This window comes from Mycoplana ramosa (genome assembly GCF_041930185.1).
Lineage (GTDB): Bacteria > Pseudomonadota > Alphaproteobacteria > Rhizobiales > Rhizobiaceae > Mycoplana > Mycoplana ramosa.
Window position 1 is genome coordinate 54,119 of record NZ_JBHEEW010000001.1, and the last position, 14,871, is coordinate 68,989.

Genomic DNA, 14,871 nt, shown 5'->3' on the forward strand with positions numbered 1-14,871 from the left:
TCCCCTCGTTGACACGGCCATGGAAGCGCTTCTGCTCATGCCATCGTCTCCTTCTTCGGCGCAGGGCGCACGGGGGGATACCGGCAGGCGACCGCCAGAACGGAGAGCAACAGCCAGCGGCAGCTACGCGCACTTGATCCGGCAGGCCAACAAGAATTGATTTCTCTCATTCGACGAACGGGTCAAGGGGCGGGGGTCATTGCGGGCTACGGCGAAGCCGAAAAACGCGGCAAGTGCCGCGCTCGCCGGACCAGAGGCGAAATTTCCGGATTCAATGCCGATCACAGCGCCGCATCGGCAGTGCTAGTATCGCAAGCCTCCGTCTGCTCGTGGGCGTGCGGGGAGGGCCGCATGCAGTGAACGTTCCTGCCCTGTCGTGCATCCCAGACAATTTTACCCGCTCAAGGGCCTGCAAGATGCCGCAAAGCCAGAATGAGGTTCAGTCACCCGCGGCGGGAATGTCACAGAGCGTCATGGTGCTCTGGGCGCTTCTGTTCGTCGTCTGGCTGGTGGTCAACGCGTCGCTGGAACTGCCGATCGTCGTTGTCGGCGCGGTGCTGTCTTTCATTCTGGCGTGGGTCTTCGTTCGTCGCAGCGCGGTCTGGCGGATCGAGTGCACGCCGCGCACGGCATTTCATTTCCTCGCCTATACCGGGGTCTTCATCGTCGAGCTGGTGAAGGCCAATCTCAACATGCTGCGCTACGTCTATGCGCCGCGGATCGACATCCATCCCGGCATCGTCAAGGTGAAGATGCGGCTGAAATCGCCTATCGGCCGGCTGGCGCTTGCCAATTCGATCGCGCTCACACCGGGGTCCCTGGTCATGGACATCGAGGGCGACGCACTGTTCATCCACTGGCTCGACATCCGCACCACGGATCCGGAGCAGGCGACCGCGATGATCGTCGACCCGTTCGAACGGCATCTGGGAGCGGTCTTTGGCTGATACGATCCTCACAATCGCGGTCGTGCTGATCTTCCTCAGCATCCTGTTCGGCGTGGTGCGGCTGATCGTCGGACGAACCGTGTTCGATCGGGTCGTGGCCATCGACATGCTGACCGTCGTCACCATCGCATTGATCGCGCTCTATGCCCACCTGTCGGGCCGCTTCGTCTATCTCGACGTGGCGCTTGTCTATGGGCTGCTGAGCTTCCTGGCCGTTCTTGCCATTGCCCGCTTTCTGGAAAGGGGGCCATAGCGTGATGCTCGAACTGCTGATCCTCCTGGTCTGCGGCAGTATTCTCGTCAGTGGCCTCCTCGCCGTGACGCTGGACAATCTCATGGCGGCGATGGTCAGCGCCGGGCTGGCAAGCCTGTTTGCCGCAGCCTCCTATGTGCTGCTTGCCGCGCCGGACGTTGCCATGGCCGAGGCGGCGATCGGCTCCGGCCTTGCAACGCTGGTCTTTCTCTATGCGATCCGCAAGACCGGTGGGGGAGGGAACGGCGCGTGAGGGAACTGATCGGCAGCATCGTGATCCTTGGCGGGGCGTTCTTCCTGTTTTCCGCCGGCCTCGGCCTGCTGCGCATGCCGGACGTTTTCACGCGCATTCAGGCCGGAACGAAGGCGTCCACGCTGGGCAACATCCTCATTCTTGTCGGCCTCGGCATCTACCATCCCGATTGGGCGCTGAAGCTGGTCATCATCGCCTATTTCGTTCTGATGACCAATCCGTTGTCCTCGCACGCGCTGTCGCGCGCCGCCCACGCGATGGGCACGCCGATGGCACCGACGACTGTGGCCGACGCGCTAGCGGACAGGAACCGGCCGGCCGACGACGAGGGGGCGGCATGAGGGGCGCCTTCTCCCTGCTGGCGGTCGCTGCCTTCGGCTTCATCTTCGCCGGGCTCGTCTTCGACTACAGCGAGCGCCAGCTCGTTTCCGAGCTGGCCGAGTACTATCTGACGCAGGTTCCCGCGCAACTTGGCGCGCCGAACGTGGTCACGGGCATCCTGATTTCCTTTCGCGGCTTCGATACGCTGGGGGAGGTTGCCGTGCTGTTCATGGTCGCGGCGAGCGTCGGCGCGCTTCTCACCGCTGGAGCCGGCGCAGGGCCGCAAGCCGCCGGGACAGCGGCGACGAGGCGGCCTCCGAGCGAACTCGTGCGCAACGGCGCCGAGGTCGTGCTGCCGCTGATCTTCCTTTTCGGCGCCTATGTGATCAAGAACGGTCACCTGTCCGCCGGCGGCGGCTTTCAGGGCGGCGCGGTCGTGGCCTCCGGCGTCATGCTGTTCATGCTCGCCTATCCCGAAGGCCGGATCCCGCAGGCCTTCCTCAGCGTGACGGAATCGCTGGCGGGTGTCCTCTACGTCACCATCGGCATCCTCGGGATCGCCTTCGCCGGAGGTTTCCTCGACAGTCGCATCCTGCCGCTCGGCGAATTCGGGACATTCATCAGCGCAGGCGCGATCCCGCTCGTTTCGGCCCTGCTCGGCATCAAGGTGGGGGCTGAACTGAGCGTGATCATCTACCGCTTCCGAAGCTGAACCGCAGCAGGGGGATCATCATGGGAGTGCCGGTATCGCACATACTGCTCGCCACCGGGTTTGCTCTGGTGCTGCTCGGCTTCTGGGGGCTTCTGAGGCACCGCAACATCCTGCGGATCATCATCGGCTTTTCCCTGGTCGATACCGGCATGCACATCGTGCTGGTCGCGACCGGCTACATCACCGGCGGAACCGCTCCGATCATCGACGCGGCGCTCGGCCGGAGCGAGGCGGCCACGCGCGCCGTCGATCCGATTCCCTCGGCGCTCGTCGTCACCGCGATCGTCATCGGCTTCTCGGTCAGCGCCGTGATGCTGGCCTTTGCCATCCGGCTTTATGAGACACGGAAGACCCTTTTGATCGACGCGCTGACGGAGGCGAAATGGTAGAGAGCCTTCTCCAGCCGCTGAACATCTTCCTGCTTGGGCTCGGCGGCGGCTTTCTCATTCCTCTTCTTTACCAGATCAACAAGCGCCTGCCGGCCATTGCCTTTATTCTCGCGCTTGTCGGCATGGCCGTCATTTCCGCGGCCTGCCTGTGGCGGATCCAGGGGGGCGTGTCGTCGTTCGAGGTCATGATGGCCGGCAGCGTGCCGCCGTTTTCGATCAACCTGCGCTTCGGGCCTTGGGAAGGCTTCTTCTCGCTCAGCGTCAACATCGTTGCGCTGCTGGGGGCCTGGCACGCCTGGGAGCGATTGCGCGACAGCTATGTGGCGCTGCTCCTCTACCTGATCCTGATCATGGGCATCAACGGCATGGTGATGACCCGCGACCTGTTCAACCTGTTCGTCTTCCTGGAGATCGTCTCCATCGGCACCTACGGGCTTCTGGGCCTCGACAGGACACCGGTGGCGCTGGCTGCGAGCTTCAAATACATCCTGGCGACGGTGCTCGCCTCGTCCTTCTTCCTGCTGGGGACCGGGCTTCTCTATCATGTCACCGGCATGCTCAACATCGATGCGATGATCGCCAATCGGGCGCTGATCGTCGGTCCGCTCGGCACGACGGCACTGCTGTTCGTGCTTGCCTGCCTTGTCGTCGAATTGAAGCCGTTTCCGGCCAACGGCTGGGGGCTGGATGTCTATCAGGCGGCAAGCTCCGGGACGGCGGCACTCGTCTCGGTCGGGGTTTCGGCTGGGGTATTCTTCGCGCTGTTCAAGCTCCTGCCATTGTTCGAACCCTATCTCGGCATTCTGGCCCTTGCCGGTGGGACGACCTTCCTGTTTTCCAATCTTGTCGGCCTGCGACAGGTGAACGTCCAAAGGATGCTCGGCTATTCGTCGATCGCGCAGATGGGGCTTCTGCTCCTGGCGTTGTCGCTGCTGCACGAAACCGACGCCGAGGCGGCGCTGCCGCTGGTCGTCGGCGGCCTGTTCGTCAACCATCTCTTCGCCAAGGCCGGGCTGTTCTGGCTGGCCGGCTTGGTCGGCCGGGACGAGGTCGACGGCTGGGGCGGCATTGCCGGCGATCGGCGGGTTTTCATGACCCTTGCCGCGCTTGTCGTCGCGATTGCCGGGCTGCCGCCGTTTCCGGCGTTCTGGGCGAAATGGGAACTCGTCATGCAGGCGGCGGCCGGCGGGCGGTATGCGGCAGTCGCTGTCGTCCTGATCGGTTCGCTGCTCGAGGCGGCCTATATGTTTCGCTGGTTGGGGCAGGCAAAACGGGCGCCGCCGGGCGAGGCAGTGGTCGTTCAGCCTGTGGCGCGGCTGATGCCTGCCATGGCCTGCGTGGTCCTGCTTGCCGCAAGCGGCACCATGGCCGCCGCCCTTGCTGATGCCGCGTCTCTCCTGCTGGTCGCGCCCTTGTGCATCGGTGCCGGTCTCTTCCTGTTCGACGGGCTTCCCGGCCGGGTTAAATGCCTGCTGATGCTCGTTGCCGTTTTGGCTTCGGGAGTGGCAATCCTGCCCGGCCTCCAGGGCATCAGACAGTTGTTCGCCGTGGTCCTGCTCGCCGGCGGACTGGTCATCGGTTTTGCCGGCCTCTACCGTTCCGAGCCGCGATCCGGGTTCCATGCGATGCTGGCGGTGCTGCTCCTGTCCATTGTCGCGCTGCTGCGGGCTTCGACCAGCCTGGAATTCTTCTTCCACTGGGAGATCATCACGCTTTCGTCCTATTTCCTGATCGCGCAGGGTCGCCGCGCCGGGGCGCACATCCTGCCGTTCCTGCTTTTTTCGCTGGCCTCGGCCTACTGCATGCTCGCGGGCTTCGCACTGGCTGCTGTGGCGACCGGAACGACCGCCCTTGCCGCACTGGCGACGGCGGGGCCTGCCGCAACCACCGCCTTCACGCTGCTCGCCATCGGCTTCCTGGTCAAGGCCGGGGCTGTCGGCGTGCATGTCTGGCTGCCCGGAGCCTATGCGGAGGCGGACGACGATCTGTCGGCGATGCTGTCGGCTGTCGTCAGCAAGTTGGCGGTCTTCGGTTTGTTCATGGTGACCTATCTCGCCATTCGCTCCGAGGTCGGGCTCGATATGGCGCACGCCATGGGCTGGATCGGCCTGCTGACGACGCTCGTCGGCGCCATCCTGGCGCTGCAGCAGGACGACATGAAGCGCATGCTCGCCTATTCAAGCATGAGCCAGATCGGTTACATTGTCACCGCGATCGCGCTGATGAGCCATCTCGGCTGGGTGACGGCGTTCTATCTCGTCGCCAACCATCTCATGGTCAAGGGGATCCTGTTCCTTGCGATCGCCGCCGTCATCCTGCGGACCGGAACCCGGTTGCTCGACCAGGCGGGCGGCGTTGCGGCCAAAATGCCGTTCACCTTCGGGCTCGTCGTGATCGCCCTGGTCTCGATGTCGGGCCTGCCGCCGCTGGCGGGCTTCGGCGGCAAATGGCTGCTGCTCAGCGCCATGGTCGACAAAGGCTGGTACGGGCTTGCGATCCTCACGGTCTTGGCAACATTTATCGGCTTTCTCTACATGTTCCGCCTCGCCCATGCACTTGCCGTCGGATCCGGCAAGGCGGGCCGGGGCGATCTGCGCGAAGCCCCGTGGCCGCTGCTCGGGGCGCAATTCGTTCTGGCTGCGGCGATTTTCCTGCTGTCGTTCTACCCCAAGCTCTTCATGGACCCGGTATCCGCCGCGATCGACCCCTACTTCGCTTCGACGCTTGTCTGGCAGGGCATGTCGCTTGAAACGATCTATGGCTACTGGAACCCCATACCCGTCATGGCGATGACGGTGGCCGCCACGGCGGTGCTGTTCTTGCTGTTCCTGCTGATCTACAGGCGGCGCGGTCGTCGCTCCCCGGCGATTGGCACGCCGCAGTTCTACGCCTTCTACCGGGCCGCCCTGGCGCGGGTCGTTGTCCCGATCGCCAGCGTCTTCTGGGACGGCGTGTGGGCCGCAACGATGGCGGCAGCGGGAGGAGTGCGAAGGATCTATACGGGCGACGGCCAGACCTATGCGTTGCACGTGCTCTATTATGTAATCGTGCTTTATGTCCTTGGCACTTTCGGCTTTCCGCGAGGCTGATCGAGCGGATTCCGGTCCGATGTGACGGACGTTTTTCTGCGGAGGTGTCGGGTGGCGACAAAAAATCTGGACGCTGGGCCTGATTGCGGGATTCCTTGCTGATCACTTGGCGTCTTGAACCGCACTATAGTCCGAACTGGGCTGTGTGGGGCTGCTGAAGGCATTGCCCAGACCGATCCAGGCACTTGGGGGCGCATCGTGACTTGGGTTCAGACGCTCGTTCGCACTGATCACAACTGCAGCAGGTCTCACAATCAAGGGAGCCCTTGCCTGCTCTGTCGCACGGTCGTCCGCGCCGGAAAAGGGTCCGGGTCCACAACGCTGTTCCGCCGCGCCAGGTTCATAGCTTCGCGACCCGTTTGCCGACCCATGCCCAGGTTTCTTCAATGATTTGCGCGTGACGGCACGATGCCGCGCCGCCAAGCTATTTGGGACGCTATCGATGAGAGCTCGCCTTGCAGCATCGAGACCTAGCGCAATCCTTGGTGTCTGTGCGGTCGCACTCGCCACCCTGGTCCTGGCCGGATGCCGGGACGAGGAAGAGGCGGCGGCGCGCCCGCCACGCCCGGTGAAGACAATCGCCGTCTCGTTCAATCCCGATGACACGTTCGGCTCGCTGGTCGGTGAGGTTCGCCCGCGCACCGAGACGAATTTCGGCTTCCGGCAGGGCGGCGAGATTCGCGAGCGCGATGTCGAAGTCGGCGATCTTGTCGAGGTCGGAACCGTTCTCGCCCGCCTCGACGCCGAAGATGCGCAGGACGCCTTGCGCAAGGCGGAGGCAAACCTGTTTGCCGCCCGGGCGCAACTCGAGAATGCCGAGGCCGAGCGGGCACGCCAGCAGCAGCTTTACCCGCGGACCTCGACCCGCCAGGCGCTCGAAAGCGCGATTGCCCAGGCAAGCACTGCCCAGGCCGGCGTTGACGCCGCCCAGGCGGGTCTGCGGATCGCCCAGACCAACCTCGACAACCGGGTCCTGAAAGCGAATTCCGCCGGTGTGGTCACCGCGGTGGGGGGCGAAGTCGGGCAGGTGGTCGGTGGAGGGCAGATGGTGGTTCGCGTCGCCAAGCTCGATGCCCGCGACGCCGTGTTCCAGGTGCCTGAGGCGACGATCCAGACCACCGGCGGCGACGCTCGCATCGAGGTCCAGCTGCTGAGCAATCCCAATGTCAAGGCGACCGGAACCGTGCGCGAGATATCCCCGACCGCGGACCCGATTACCCGCAACTTTACCGTTCGCGTCGCACTCGACGCCGCTCCGGAGGATTTCCGCTTCGGTAGCGCGGTGCGGGGGACGCTCCGTTTCCCGGGACCTCCGGCCGCGCGCCTGCCGATCTCCGCGCTGTTCAACCAGGGCAACCAGACGGCGGTCTGGGTTGTCGATACGGCGACCAGCACGACCAAGCTCATGCCGGTCGAAGTGCAACGGTTCGATACGGATGACTTCCTGGTGACCAAGGGGCTGGCCAGTGGCGACAATGTGGTCGCCGCCGGCGTCCAGCAGATACGCCCGGGCATGGCCGTTCGCTTGCTTGAAGGAAGCACAGAATGAAGGATGGCTTCAACCTGTCGGTTTGGGCAATCGAGCGGCAGAGCCTCATCATCTTCCTCGTCGTGCTCAGCGCGATCGCCGGCATCCTCGCCTATCTGAACCTCGGGCGCGACGAAGACCCGGAGTTCACCTTCAAGACGATGGTTGTCTCCGCCGGCTGGCCGGGCGCCACGATCGAGCAGACCGTCGACCAGGTCACCGACCGGCTGGAGCGCGCGCTGGAGGAGGTGCCGCATCTCGACAACCTGCAAAGCCTGACGGCGGCCGGGCAGGCGGTCATCCATGTCACGCTGGACGATGCCACGCCGCCCGACCAGGTCGGCGAATCCTGGTATCAGGCGCGCAAGAAGGTCGGCGACATGCTGACGACGCTGCCCGCCGGGGTGCGCGGCCCGTTCTTCAACGACGATTTCGGCGACACGTTCGGCATCATCTATGCCTTCACCGCGGAGGGATTCAGCGACCGCGAGGTGCGCGACTGGGCCTATGAGGCGCGCACGCGCCTGCTTCAGCTCGAAAACATCGGCAAGGTTCAGCTGATCGGCACGCAGGACGAGACGATCTACATCGAGTTTTCCACCGAGCGGCTGGCGAGCCTGGGGCTGAGCAGCCAGACGGTGATCGCCACGATCCAGGCTCAGAATGCCGTGCTGCCGGCCGGCCTCATCACCGCCGACCAGGACCGCACCATCCTGCAGGTTACCGGAACCCTCTCCGATGAGAACACCATCCGGGCGCTGAACATTCCGACCGCCGCCGGCTTCGTCCGGCTGGGCGACATCGCAACCGTGGTACGAGGCACGGTCGATCCGCCCCAGCCACGCTTCCGTGTCAAGGGCAAGCCTGCGATCGGCCTTGCGATCTCGATGGCATCGGGTGGCGACATCCTGCAACTCGGAAGCAACATCGACGCGACCATGCGGAAGCTGGAGGATGATCTGCCGATCGGCATCACGCTGACGCACGTGGCCAGCCAGCCGACCGTCGTCAAGACCGCGATCCGGGGTTTTACAACCTCGCTGGCGCAGGCGGTCGTCATCGTTCTCGGCGTCAGCTTTCTCGCGCTCGGTGTCCGCGCCGGGCTGGCGGTGGCCGTTTCGATCCCCCTCGTCCTGGCGCTGACCTTCCTGTTCATGGATATTGCCGGGATCGCGCTGCAGCGGGTCTCGCTCGGCGCGTTGATCATCGCCCTGACATTGATGATCGACGACACGATGGTCACCGTCGAAACGATGATGGCGAAGCTCGAACAAGGCTATGAACGCGTCAAGGCGGCGGCCCATGCCTACACGTCCACGGCATTTCCCATGCTCGCGGGCACGCTTGTTACGATTGCGGGCTTCATTCCGGTCGGCTTCGCGCAGAGCTCTTCCGGCGAGTATGCACGCTCGCTGTTCCTCGTCATCGGCTTTGCGCTGATCGTGTCCTGGCTGGTCGCGGTGCTGCTGACGCCGATCGTCGGCCTTGCGGTGCTTAAATCCGGATCAGGCGGCGGCGGCAAGGAAGACGGCCCGGTGATCCGCGGCTTCAAGAGCCTCCTGCGCAACTGCATGCGAATGCGCCATGTGGTGATCCTGGCGACAATCGGCCTGTTCATTGCCGCGCTTTTCGGATCGAACTTCATGAAGCGGCAGTTCTTTCCACCTTCGGACCGTCCCGAACTGATCCTGCAACTGACCTTGCCGCAAGGCGCGTCCCAGGCAGCGACGGCGGCGCACGTGGCCAAGGCCGAAGAGGTGCTTGCCGCCGACGAAGACGTGGCCGACTGGAGCTTCTATGTCGGCTCCGATCCGGTCCGCTTCTACCTCTCCATGGACTTGCAGGCGCCGGCCCCGTCGCGTGCCCAGGCCGTCGTGATCGCCAAGAGCGTCGGCGCACGTGATGCGCTGCAGGCGCGTCTGCAGAAGGCCCTTGACGAGAAGCTTGCCGACATCGTCGTGCGTGTATCGCCACTGGAAATGGGGCCGCCGGTCGGCTGGCCGGTGCAGTATCGGGTGAGCGGCCCGGATGTCGCCGGCGTGCGCCGGCTGGCCTGGGAGGTCGCCGATGCGATCAGCAGGGTCCCGGGCGTGGTTGAGCCCAACCTCGACTGGAACGAACCGATCCGCAAGATCGTCATCGATGTCGATCAGGATCGGGCGCGGCTGGTGGGGTTGAACTCGTCCGTCATCGCCCAGACGCTCTTTGCCACCACGTCCGGCCTGCCCGTCACCCAGGTCAAGGATTCCATCTATCTCGTCAATGTCGTGGCCAGGGCTCCCGAGAACGAGCGGGTCGACGTCGACACGCTTCGCTCGCTGCAGATCCCCGTCGGCCCCAACCACACGGTGCCGCTGTCGAGCATTGCGACCATTGACTATCAGGTGACCCAGCCGGTCATCCGGCGACACGATCTTTCCACGACCATAACCGTCCAGGCCGATACGGCCGAGGGCGTGATGGCCGCCGGCGTGGTCGAGGATGCCGCCGCCAAGATTGATGAGCTTCGGGCGGCCAATCCGAACTACCAGATCAAAGTGGGCGGCACCGTCGAGGGCGCCGACGAAGGGCTCGCCTCGGTCGTCGCGATGCTGCCGGTCATGGCCGTCATCATTCTAATCATTCTGATGTTCCAGTTGCAGAGCGTGCAACGGCTGCTGCTCGTCATCAGCGTCGTCCCGTTGGGCCTGATCGGTGTCGTTCTGGCCATGCTGATCACCAACACCCCCGTCGGCTTCATCGCCGTTCTCGGCATGATCGCGCTGATCGGCATGATCACCCGCAACTCGGTGGTGCTGATCGACCAGATCGATCAAAAAATGGAGGAGGAGGGCAAGTCGTGGCAGGGCGTGATCGACGTGACCGCGAACAGGGTGCGGCCCGTGTTCCTGACTGCCGGGTCGACGGTGCTCGGCATGTTGCCGATCATTCGCGATCCCTTCTGGTCCCCGCTTGCCTTCACCGTCATCGGTGGCCTCGTGGTGGCGGCGGCGCTCACACTCGTGTTCCTGCCGGTGCTCTATGTCCTCTGGTTCCGCATTCCTCCCAAGGCGGAGCCGGCAAGGGTCGACGCCGAACTTGAAGCATCCGAACCGCAACCCGTCGCGGTCGGAGGCTAGACGGCGGCGGGCGCCCAAATGAAAATCATTCCGTCGGCTGAAACCGCCCAAGACCCGCGACCGGCGGAACCGTGCGGAAATATGCCAAAGCCTGGGAAAAATGCCTGAGGGAGACATGGCGGAACGCGGCAACAATGGGACGGGAAGCGCGGTCGCCGCGGGAATTCTGGTGCTCGCGCTGTTCTATGTGGCCGAGCCGATCTTTGCACCGCTGGTCTTCTCGCTGATGATCATTGCGCTCGTCTGGCCGTTTCAGGCCGCTTTGCAACGCTGGTTGCCGCGCCTGCTGGCGCTGCTGGTCACGCTCCTGGTCACGATGTCCGTGATCGTCGCCGTCGGCTCGTCGGTGGCATGGGGATTCGGCAAGCTCGGCCACTGGCTTTTTCTCAACGCGCAGCGATTCCAGGCGATCTATGCCGACTGGACCGACTGGCTGGAGCAGCATGGCATCGCCATTGCGGGGCCGGTGGCCGACCGTTTCGACGTCGGTTGGCTGGTCGGCTTCCTGCAGGGCATGGCGGGGCGATTGAACAGCTTTGCCGGCTTTGCGCTGCTCGTCTTCATCTTCGTCATGCTCGGCCTGCTGGAAGTCGAGGATTTCAACCGGCGTCTTCGCGCCCCGGCCGCCCAACCCTACGGCGAGCGGCTCCTGATCGCCAACCGGGTGATCGGTGCGAAACTGCGTCGCTTCATGCTGGTGCGCACCGTGGCGAGCATTCTCACCGGGCTGCTGGTGTGGTTGTTTGCGCTTGTCGCCGGGCTCGAGCTGGCCGCCGCCTGGGGCGCCATCGCGTTTGCGCTCAACTATATTCCGTTTCTCGGCCCGTTCGTCGCCACCGCGCTCCCGACTGTCTTTGCCATCGCCCAGTTCGACACCTGGCAGACGGCTGCGGTCGTCTTCGTCAGCCTCAACGTGATCCAGTTCATCATCGGCAGCTATCTGGAGCCGCTGCTGACCGGGGCATCGCTGCAGATATCGCCGTTCGCCGTCATCTTCGCGGTGTTCTTCTGGAGCTTTCTATGGGGCATCGCCGGCGCCTTCATCGGCGTGCCGATCCTGATTGCATTCATCGTCTATTGTGCCGGCATTCCATCGGTACAGTGGCTGGCAATCTTGCTGTCCGGCGGCTCGAAGAGCGTGCCGGAGGGGTTGGGCGGCCCATCTTGAAAGTCTGACCGGAGACAGATGGCGTTGACGTTTGGCTCTCTCATGGAGCAGCCGACCCATGTTCTCATCGATCCTGTTTCGCATTTCTGGGGTTCATTTCCGATCTCGCTGCCTAGAGCATGCCGTCGAACTCCTTTCGGCCAGCCTCGAGAGTTCCGCCTTTTACGGACCGGCGACCGAGGACAACCTCTTGAGGCTCCACAACCAAGCGTCCGACACGCAGATGATGGAGGCGATAGAACCGTTCCTGTTCCGCTGCCAGCTTGCGGAGCAGATGCTGACAAAGCGCGTCTTCCTGGGCCGATAAATCGCGGCGGGCCTGCTTGGCTTCAGGCAGGCCCGCCTTGGTCAGTGACGTTGAGCCCGGCCGCAGACCTGGAGATCAGGTGCGCGGCTTCAGGTTCTCGGGATCGTAGAGCGGCTTGTAGCCGATGCCGACGACCTCGACCGGGTAGGTTTCGGCGAAATACTGGATGTTGAGCTTGCGCCCCACCTGGCAGTAGGTCCAGGGCAGATAGGCAAGCGCGATGTTTTTGCCGATCGTCGGTCCGAAGGCGATCGAGGTCGTGTAGGAGCGGCGGCCGAGTTCGTCGATGAGCACCTCGCCGGTTTCCGGATCCATGACCGGCAGGTTGCCGAGCGGGTAGCGCTTCACGCCGTTCCGGTCGGTGTTTTCCGTCATCACCAGCGTGCAGAGCATGGCCGGCTGGTGCTCGCGCGCCTTGTATTCCAGGTGCTTTGCCTTGCCGCGGAAGTCGGCCTCCTTGACCTTCGGGCGGGCAAGGTCGGCCTCGATGAGGTTGTACTGGGTGAGGAGGTCGGCGTTCTGGAGGCGCAGGCTCTTTTCCATGCGACGCGAGTTCGCATAGGTCTCGACGCCGACCGCGATGACGCCCGTGGAGCGCAGCGCGTCCCAGACGGCAAGGCCGTCCTCGTACTTCATGTGCAGCTCCCAGCCCTGCTCGCCGACATAGGAGATGCGGAAGGCGCTGACCGTCCTGCCGGCGATCTCGATCGGCTTGATCGCGGCGAAGGGGAAGTTCTCGATGTCGAGACCGGCCGGATCGGCAACCACCTTCTTCAGCGTGGCGCGGGCATTCGGGCCCCAGATACCGATGGTGATGAACTTTTCCGACACGTCGGTGATCGTGACGTCGAGGCCGCGATCCTGTGCGACCCGGCGCATGTAGTGCAGGTCGCGCGGTCCGGCATCGGCACCGTTGACCAGACGGCAACGGTCGGCCATGCGGAAGACGGTGAAGTCGGCGCGCACCATGCCCTCGTCGTCGAGGAAGTGGGTGTAGATGCCCTTGCCGATATTGGCATCGCCGCCGATCTTGGCGGCGCAGAGCCATTCCAGCAGCTCGACGTGGTCCGGCCCCTCGATGTCCACCATGTGGAAGTGCGAGAGGTTGATGATGCCGCAATCCTCGCTCAGCGCCAGATGCTCGGCGTTGGAGACGCGCCAGAAGTGGCGGTTGTCCCACTCGTTCTCGCGCACCGGCACGCGATCGCCATACTTTTCGAGCAGATGCTCGTTGGCCTTGTAGCCATGCGCACGCTCCCAGCCGCCGAGTTCCATGAAGTAGCCGCCGAGTTCCACCTCGCGCTCGTAGAAAGGCGAGCGCTTGACGTTGCGGCCGTTGGCGAAGGGTTCGCGCGGATGCACGGCCGGGAAGTAGATCTTCTGGGCGGACTCAAAGCAGCGGCCCTCGATGTACTTTTCTTCCAGCTGATGCGGGTAGAAGCGGGCGTAATCGATGCCGTTGTGGTCGATCTCGGTGCGACCGTCGGTCATCCAGTCGGCGATCAGCTTGCCGTAGCCGGGGCCGTCCTTGACCCAGATGGCGATGCAATACCACAGGCCGCGCACCTTCTGGCTCTCGCCGCAGGACGGACCGCCGGCGGCGGAGACCTGCAAGAGGCCGTTGAACGAGTGGCTTTCGTTGTAGCCGAGTTCGCCGAGGATCGGCGTCAGTTCGATGGCCTTTTCCAGCGGCTCGAGGATCTGTTCCATCTCGAGGTCGCGCTGCGAGGGCGACAGGCGCGCCTCATGCTTTTCGAGGATGTCGCGCGGGTGGCAGAGACGCGGATTGGTGGTCTCGTAGTAGCCCCACTCGATCTGGCCGCCCTCGGTGGTCTTCGGGTCGCCGGTGTCGCGCATATAGGCGGAGTTGCCCTGGTCGCGCAGCAGCGGATAGCCGATCTCCTTGCCGGTGCCCTCGAACTCGTTGTACGGGCCGAAGAAGGTCAGCGGGTGGTCGACCGGCATGACCGGCAGGTCTTCGCCAACCATTTCGGCAATCAGGCGGCCCCAGATGCCGGCGCAGACGACGACGTGGTCGGCCATGATCGTGCCGCGGTGCGTGACGACGCCCTTGATGCGGCCGTTCTCGACGATCAGCGACTGGGCGGGCGTGTTGGCGAAGGCCGTAAGCTTGCCCGTCTTTTCGGCGGCATCGACCAGCTTGCCGGCAACGGTCTGCGAGCGCGGGATGACGAGACCGGCGTCGGGATCGAACAGACCGCCCTGCACCTTGTCTTCCTCGATCAGCGGGAACAGCTTCTTAATTTCGGCCGGCGAAACATAATGGGCGCGGGTGCCGAAGGCCTTGGCCGACGTCAGCTTGCGCTTGATCTCCTCCATCCAGGCGTCGTCGCCGGTGCGGGCCACTTCCAGGCCGCCGATGCGGGCGTAGTGGCCCATCTTTTCGAAGAAATCGATCGAGTACTGCGTGGTCCAGACCGAAAGGTAATCATGGCTGGTCGTGTAACAGAAGTCGGAGGCATGGGCCGTCGAGCCGATGTCGGTCGGGATACCTGACTTGTCGATGCCGACGATGTCGTCCCAGCCCCGTTCGATCAGATGATGGGCGATCGACGCGCCGACGATGCCACCCAGCCCGACGATTACGACTTTCGCCTTGTTCGGAAACTCTGCCATTGATTGCCACCCTAGTTGGTATTCGCGCCGGATTTTAGAGCCTGCACCATCGTGACTAAAGCCTGTCTACGACATAATCATCCTGCTGCACGACCAGTGCGACATTTGCGATGATGGAGGCTTGGTCCGGGCGGGCAGACAGCCGCAG

At 63.9% G+C, this 14,871-nt stretch carries 12 protein-coding genes; 11 read left to right on the forward strand and 1 reads right to left on the reverse strand.

All coding sequences use genetic code 11. The annotated features are described in order from the left end of the window. Positions 1-458 precede the first annotated feature (458 nt). From JNC62_RS00185 to JNC62_RS00235, 11 genes are all read left to right on the forward strand, one after another. A complete protein-coding gene (locus JNC62_RS00185) occupies positions 459-947 on the forward strand; it encodes a Na+/H+ antiporter subunit E (protein WP_374834860.1) in 489 nt (162 codons plus the stop codon). After that, the gene (locus JNC62_RS00190; protein ID WP_374834861.1) at positions 940-1,200 is read left to right on the forward strand and encodes an MrpF/PhaF family protein; all 261 of its coding nucleotides are present in this window, start codon (positions 940-942) and stop codon (positions 1,198-1,200) included. The genes JNC62_RS00185 and JNC62_RS00190 overlap by 8 nt, the downstream gene beginning before the upstream one ends. Positions 1,201-1,204: 4 nt before the next feature. Then, positions 1,205-1,453 (forward strand): hydrogenase subunit MbhD domain-containing protein, encoded by a 249-nt coding sequence (locus tag JNC62_RS00195; protein WP_374835627.1) that lies wholly within the window; start codon positions 1,205-1,207, stop codon positions 1,451-1,453. Continuing rightward, a complete protein-coding gene (gene mnhG / locus JNC62_RS00200; RefSeq protein WP_374834862.1) occupies positions 1,450-1,794 on the forward strand; it encodes a monovalent cation/H(+) antiporter subunit G in 345 nt (114 codons plus the stop codon). Before JNC62_RS00195 ends, mnhG begins: the two co-directional genes overlap by 4 nt. Continuing rightward, positions 1,791-2,486, forward strand: coding sequence for a hydrogen gas-evolving membrane-bound hydrogenase subunit E (gene mbhE / locus JNC62_RS00205; RefSeq protein ID WP_374834863.1), 696 nt, complete (start codon positions 1,791-1,793; stop codon positions 2,484-2,486). The genes mnhG and mbhE overlap by 4 nt, the downstream gene beginning before the upstream one ends. Before the next feature lie 20 nt (positions 2,487-2,506). Then, the gene (locus JNC62_RS00210; protein ID WP_374834864.1) at positions 2,507-2,875 is read left to right on the forward strand and encodes a sodium:proton antiporter; all 369 of its coding nucleotides are present in this window, start codon (positions 2,507-2,509) and stop codon (positions 2,873-2,875) included. Continuing rightward, a complete protein-coding gene (locus JNC62_RS00215; protein ID WP_374834865.1) occupies positions 2,869-5,964 on the forward strand; it encodes a proton-conducting transporter transmembrane domain-containing protein in 3,096 nt (1,031 codons plus the stop codon). The genes JNC62_RS00210 and JNC62_RS00215 overlap by 7 nt, the downstream gene beginning before the upstream one ends. A gap of 442 nt (positions 5,965-6,406) precedes the next feature. Then, positions 6,407-7,513, forward strand: coding sequence for an efflux RND transporter periplasmic adaptor subunit (locus JNC62_RS00220; RefSeq protein ID WP_374834866.1), 1,107 nt, complete (start codon positions 6,407-6,409; stop codon positions 7,511-7,513). Then, positions 7,510-10,611 (forward strand): efflux RND transporter permease subunit, encoded by a 3,102-nt coding sequence (locus tag JNC62_RS00225; protein ID WP_374834867.1) that lies wholly within the window; start codon positions 7,510-7,512, stop codon positions 10,609-10,611. Before JNC62_RS00220 ends, JNC62_RS00225 begins: the two co-directional genes overlap by 4 nt. Before the next feature lie 115 nt (positions 10,612-10,726). Continuing rightward, positions 10,727-11,779, forward strand: a complete 1,053-nt coding sequence (locus JNC62_RS00230; RefSeq protein ID WP_374834868.1) for an AI-2E family transporter — start codon at positions 10,727-10,729, stop codon at positions 11,777-11,779. Between the two features lie 58 nt (positions 11,780-11,837). Then, the gene (locus JNC62_RS00235; protein WP_374834869.1) at positions 11,838-12,086 is read left to right on the forward strand and encodes a hypothetical protein; all 249 of its coding nucleotides are present in this window, start codon (positions 11,838-11,840) and stop codon (positions 12,084-12,086) included. A gap of 75 nt (positions 12,087-12,161) precedes the next feature. On the opposite strand, the gene JNC62_RS00240 is transcribed toward JNC62_RS00235, so the two are convergent. After that, positions 12,162-14,723: a GcvT family protein gene (locus JNC62_RS00240; protein WP_374834870.1), complete on the reverse strand. Its 2,562-nt coding sequence runs from the start codon at positions 14,721-14,723 to the stop codon at positions 12,162-12,164. Positions 14,724-14,871 lie beyond the last annotated feature (148 nt).

Coding starts and splice junctions, on each gene's coding strand:
- JNC62_RS00220 (WP_374834866.1), top strand. CDS start 6,407: ATGAGAGCTCGCCTTGCAGCATCGAGACCTAGCGCAATCCTTGGTGTC.
- JNC62_RS00185 (WP_374834860.1), top strand. CDS start 459: ATGTCACAGAGCGTCATGGTGCTCTGGGCGCTTCTGTTCGTCGTCTGG.
- mbhE (WP_374834863.1), top strand. CDS start 1,791: ATGAGGGGCGCCTTCTCCCTGCTGGCGGTCGCTGCCTTCGGCTTCATC.
- JNC62_RS00240 (WP_374834870.1), bottom strand. CDS start 14,723: ATGGCAGAGTTTCCGAACAAGGCGAAAGTCGTAATCGTCGGGCTGGGT.
- JNC62_RS00225 (WP_374834867.1), top strand. CDS start 7,510: ATGAAGGATGGCTTCAACCTGTCGGTTTGGGCAATCGAGCGGCAGAGC.
- JNC62_RS00210 (WP_374834864.1), top strand. CDS start 2,507: ATGGGAGTGCCGGTATCGCACATACTGCTCGCCACCGGGTTTGCTCTG.
- JNC62_RS00235 (WP_374834869.1), top strand. CDS start 11,838: ATGTTCTCATCGATCCTGTTTCGCATTTCTGGGGTTCATTTCCGATCT.
- JNC62_RS00215 (WP_374834865.1), top strand. CDS start 2,869: ATGGTAGAGAGCCTTCTCCAGCCGCTGAACATCTTCCTGCTTGGGCTC.
- JNC62_RS00230 (WP_374834868.1), top strand. CDS start 10,727: ATGGCGGAACGCGGCAACAATGGGACGGGAAGCGCGGTCGCCGCGGGA.
- JNC62_RS00195 (WP_374835627.1), top strand. CDS start 1,205: ATGCTCGAACTGCTGATCCTCCTGGTCTGCGGCAGTATTCTCGTCAGT.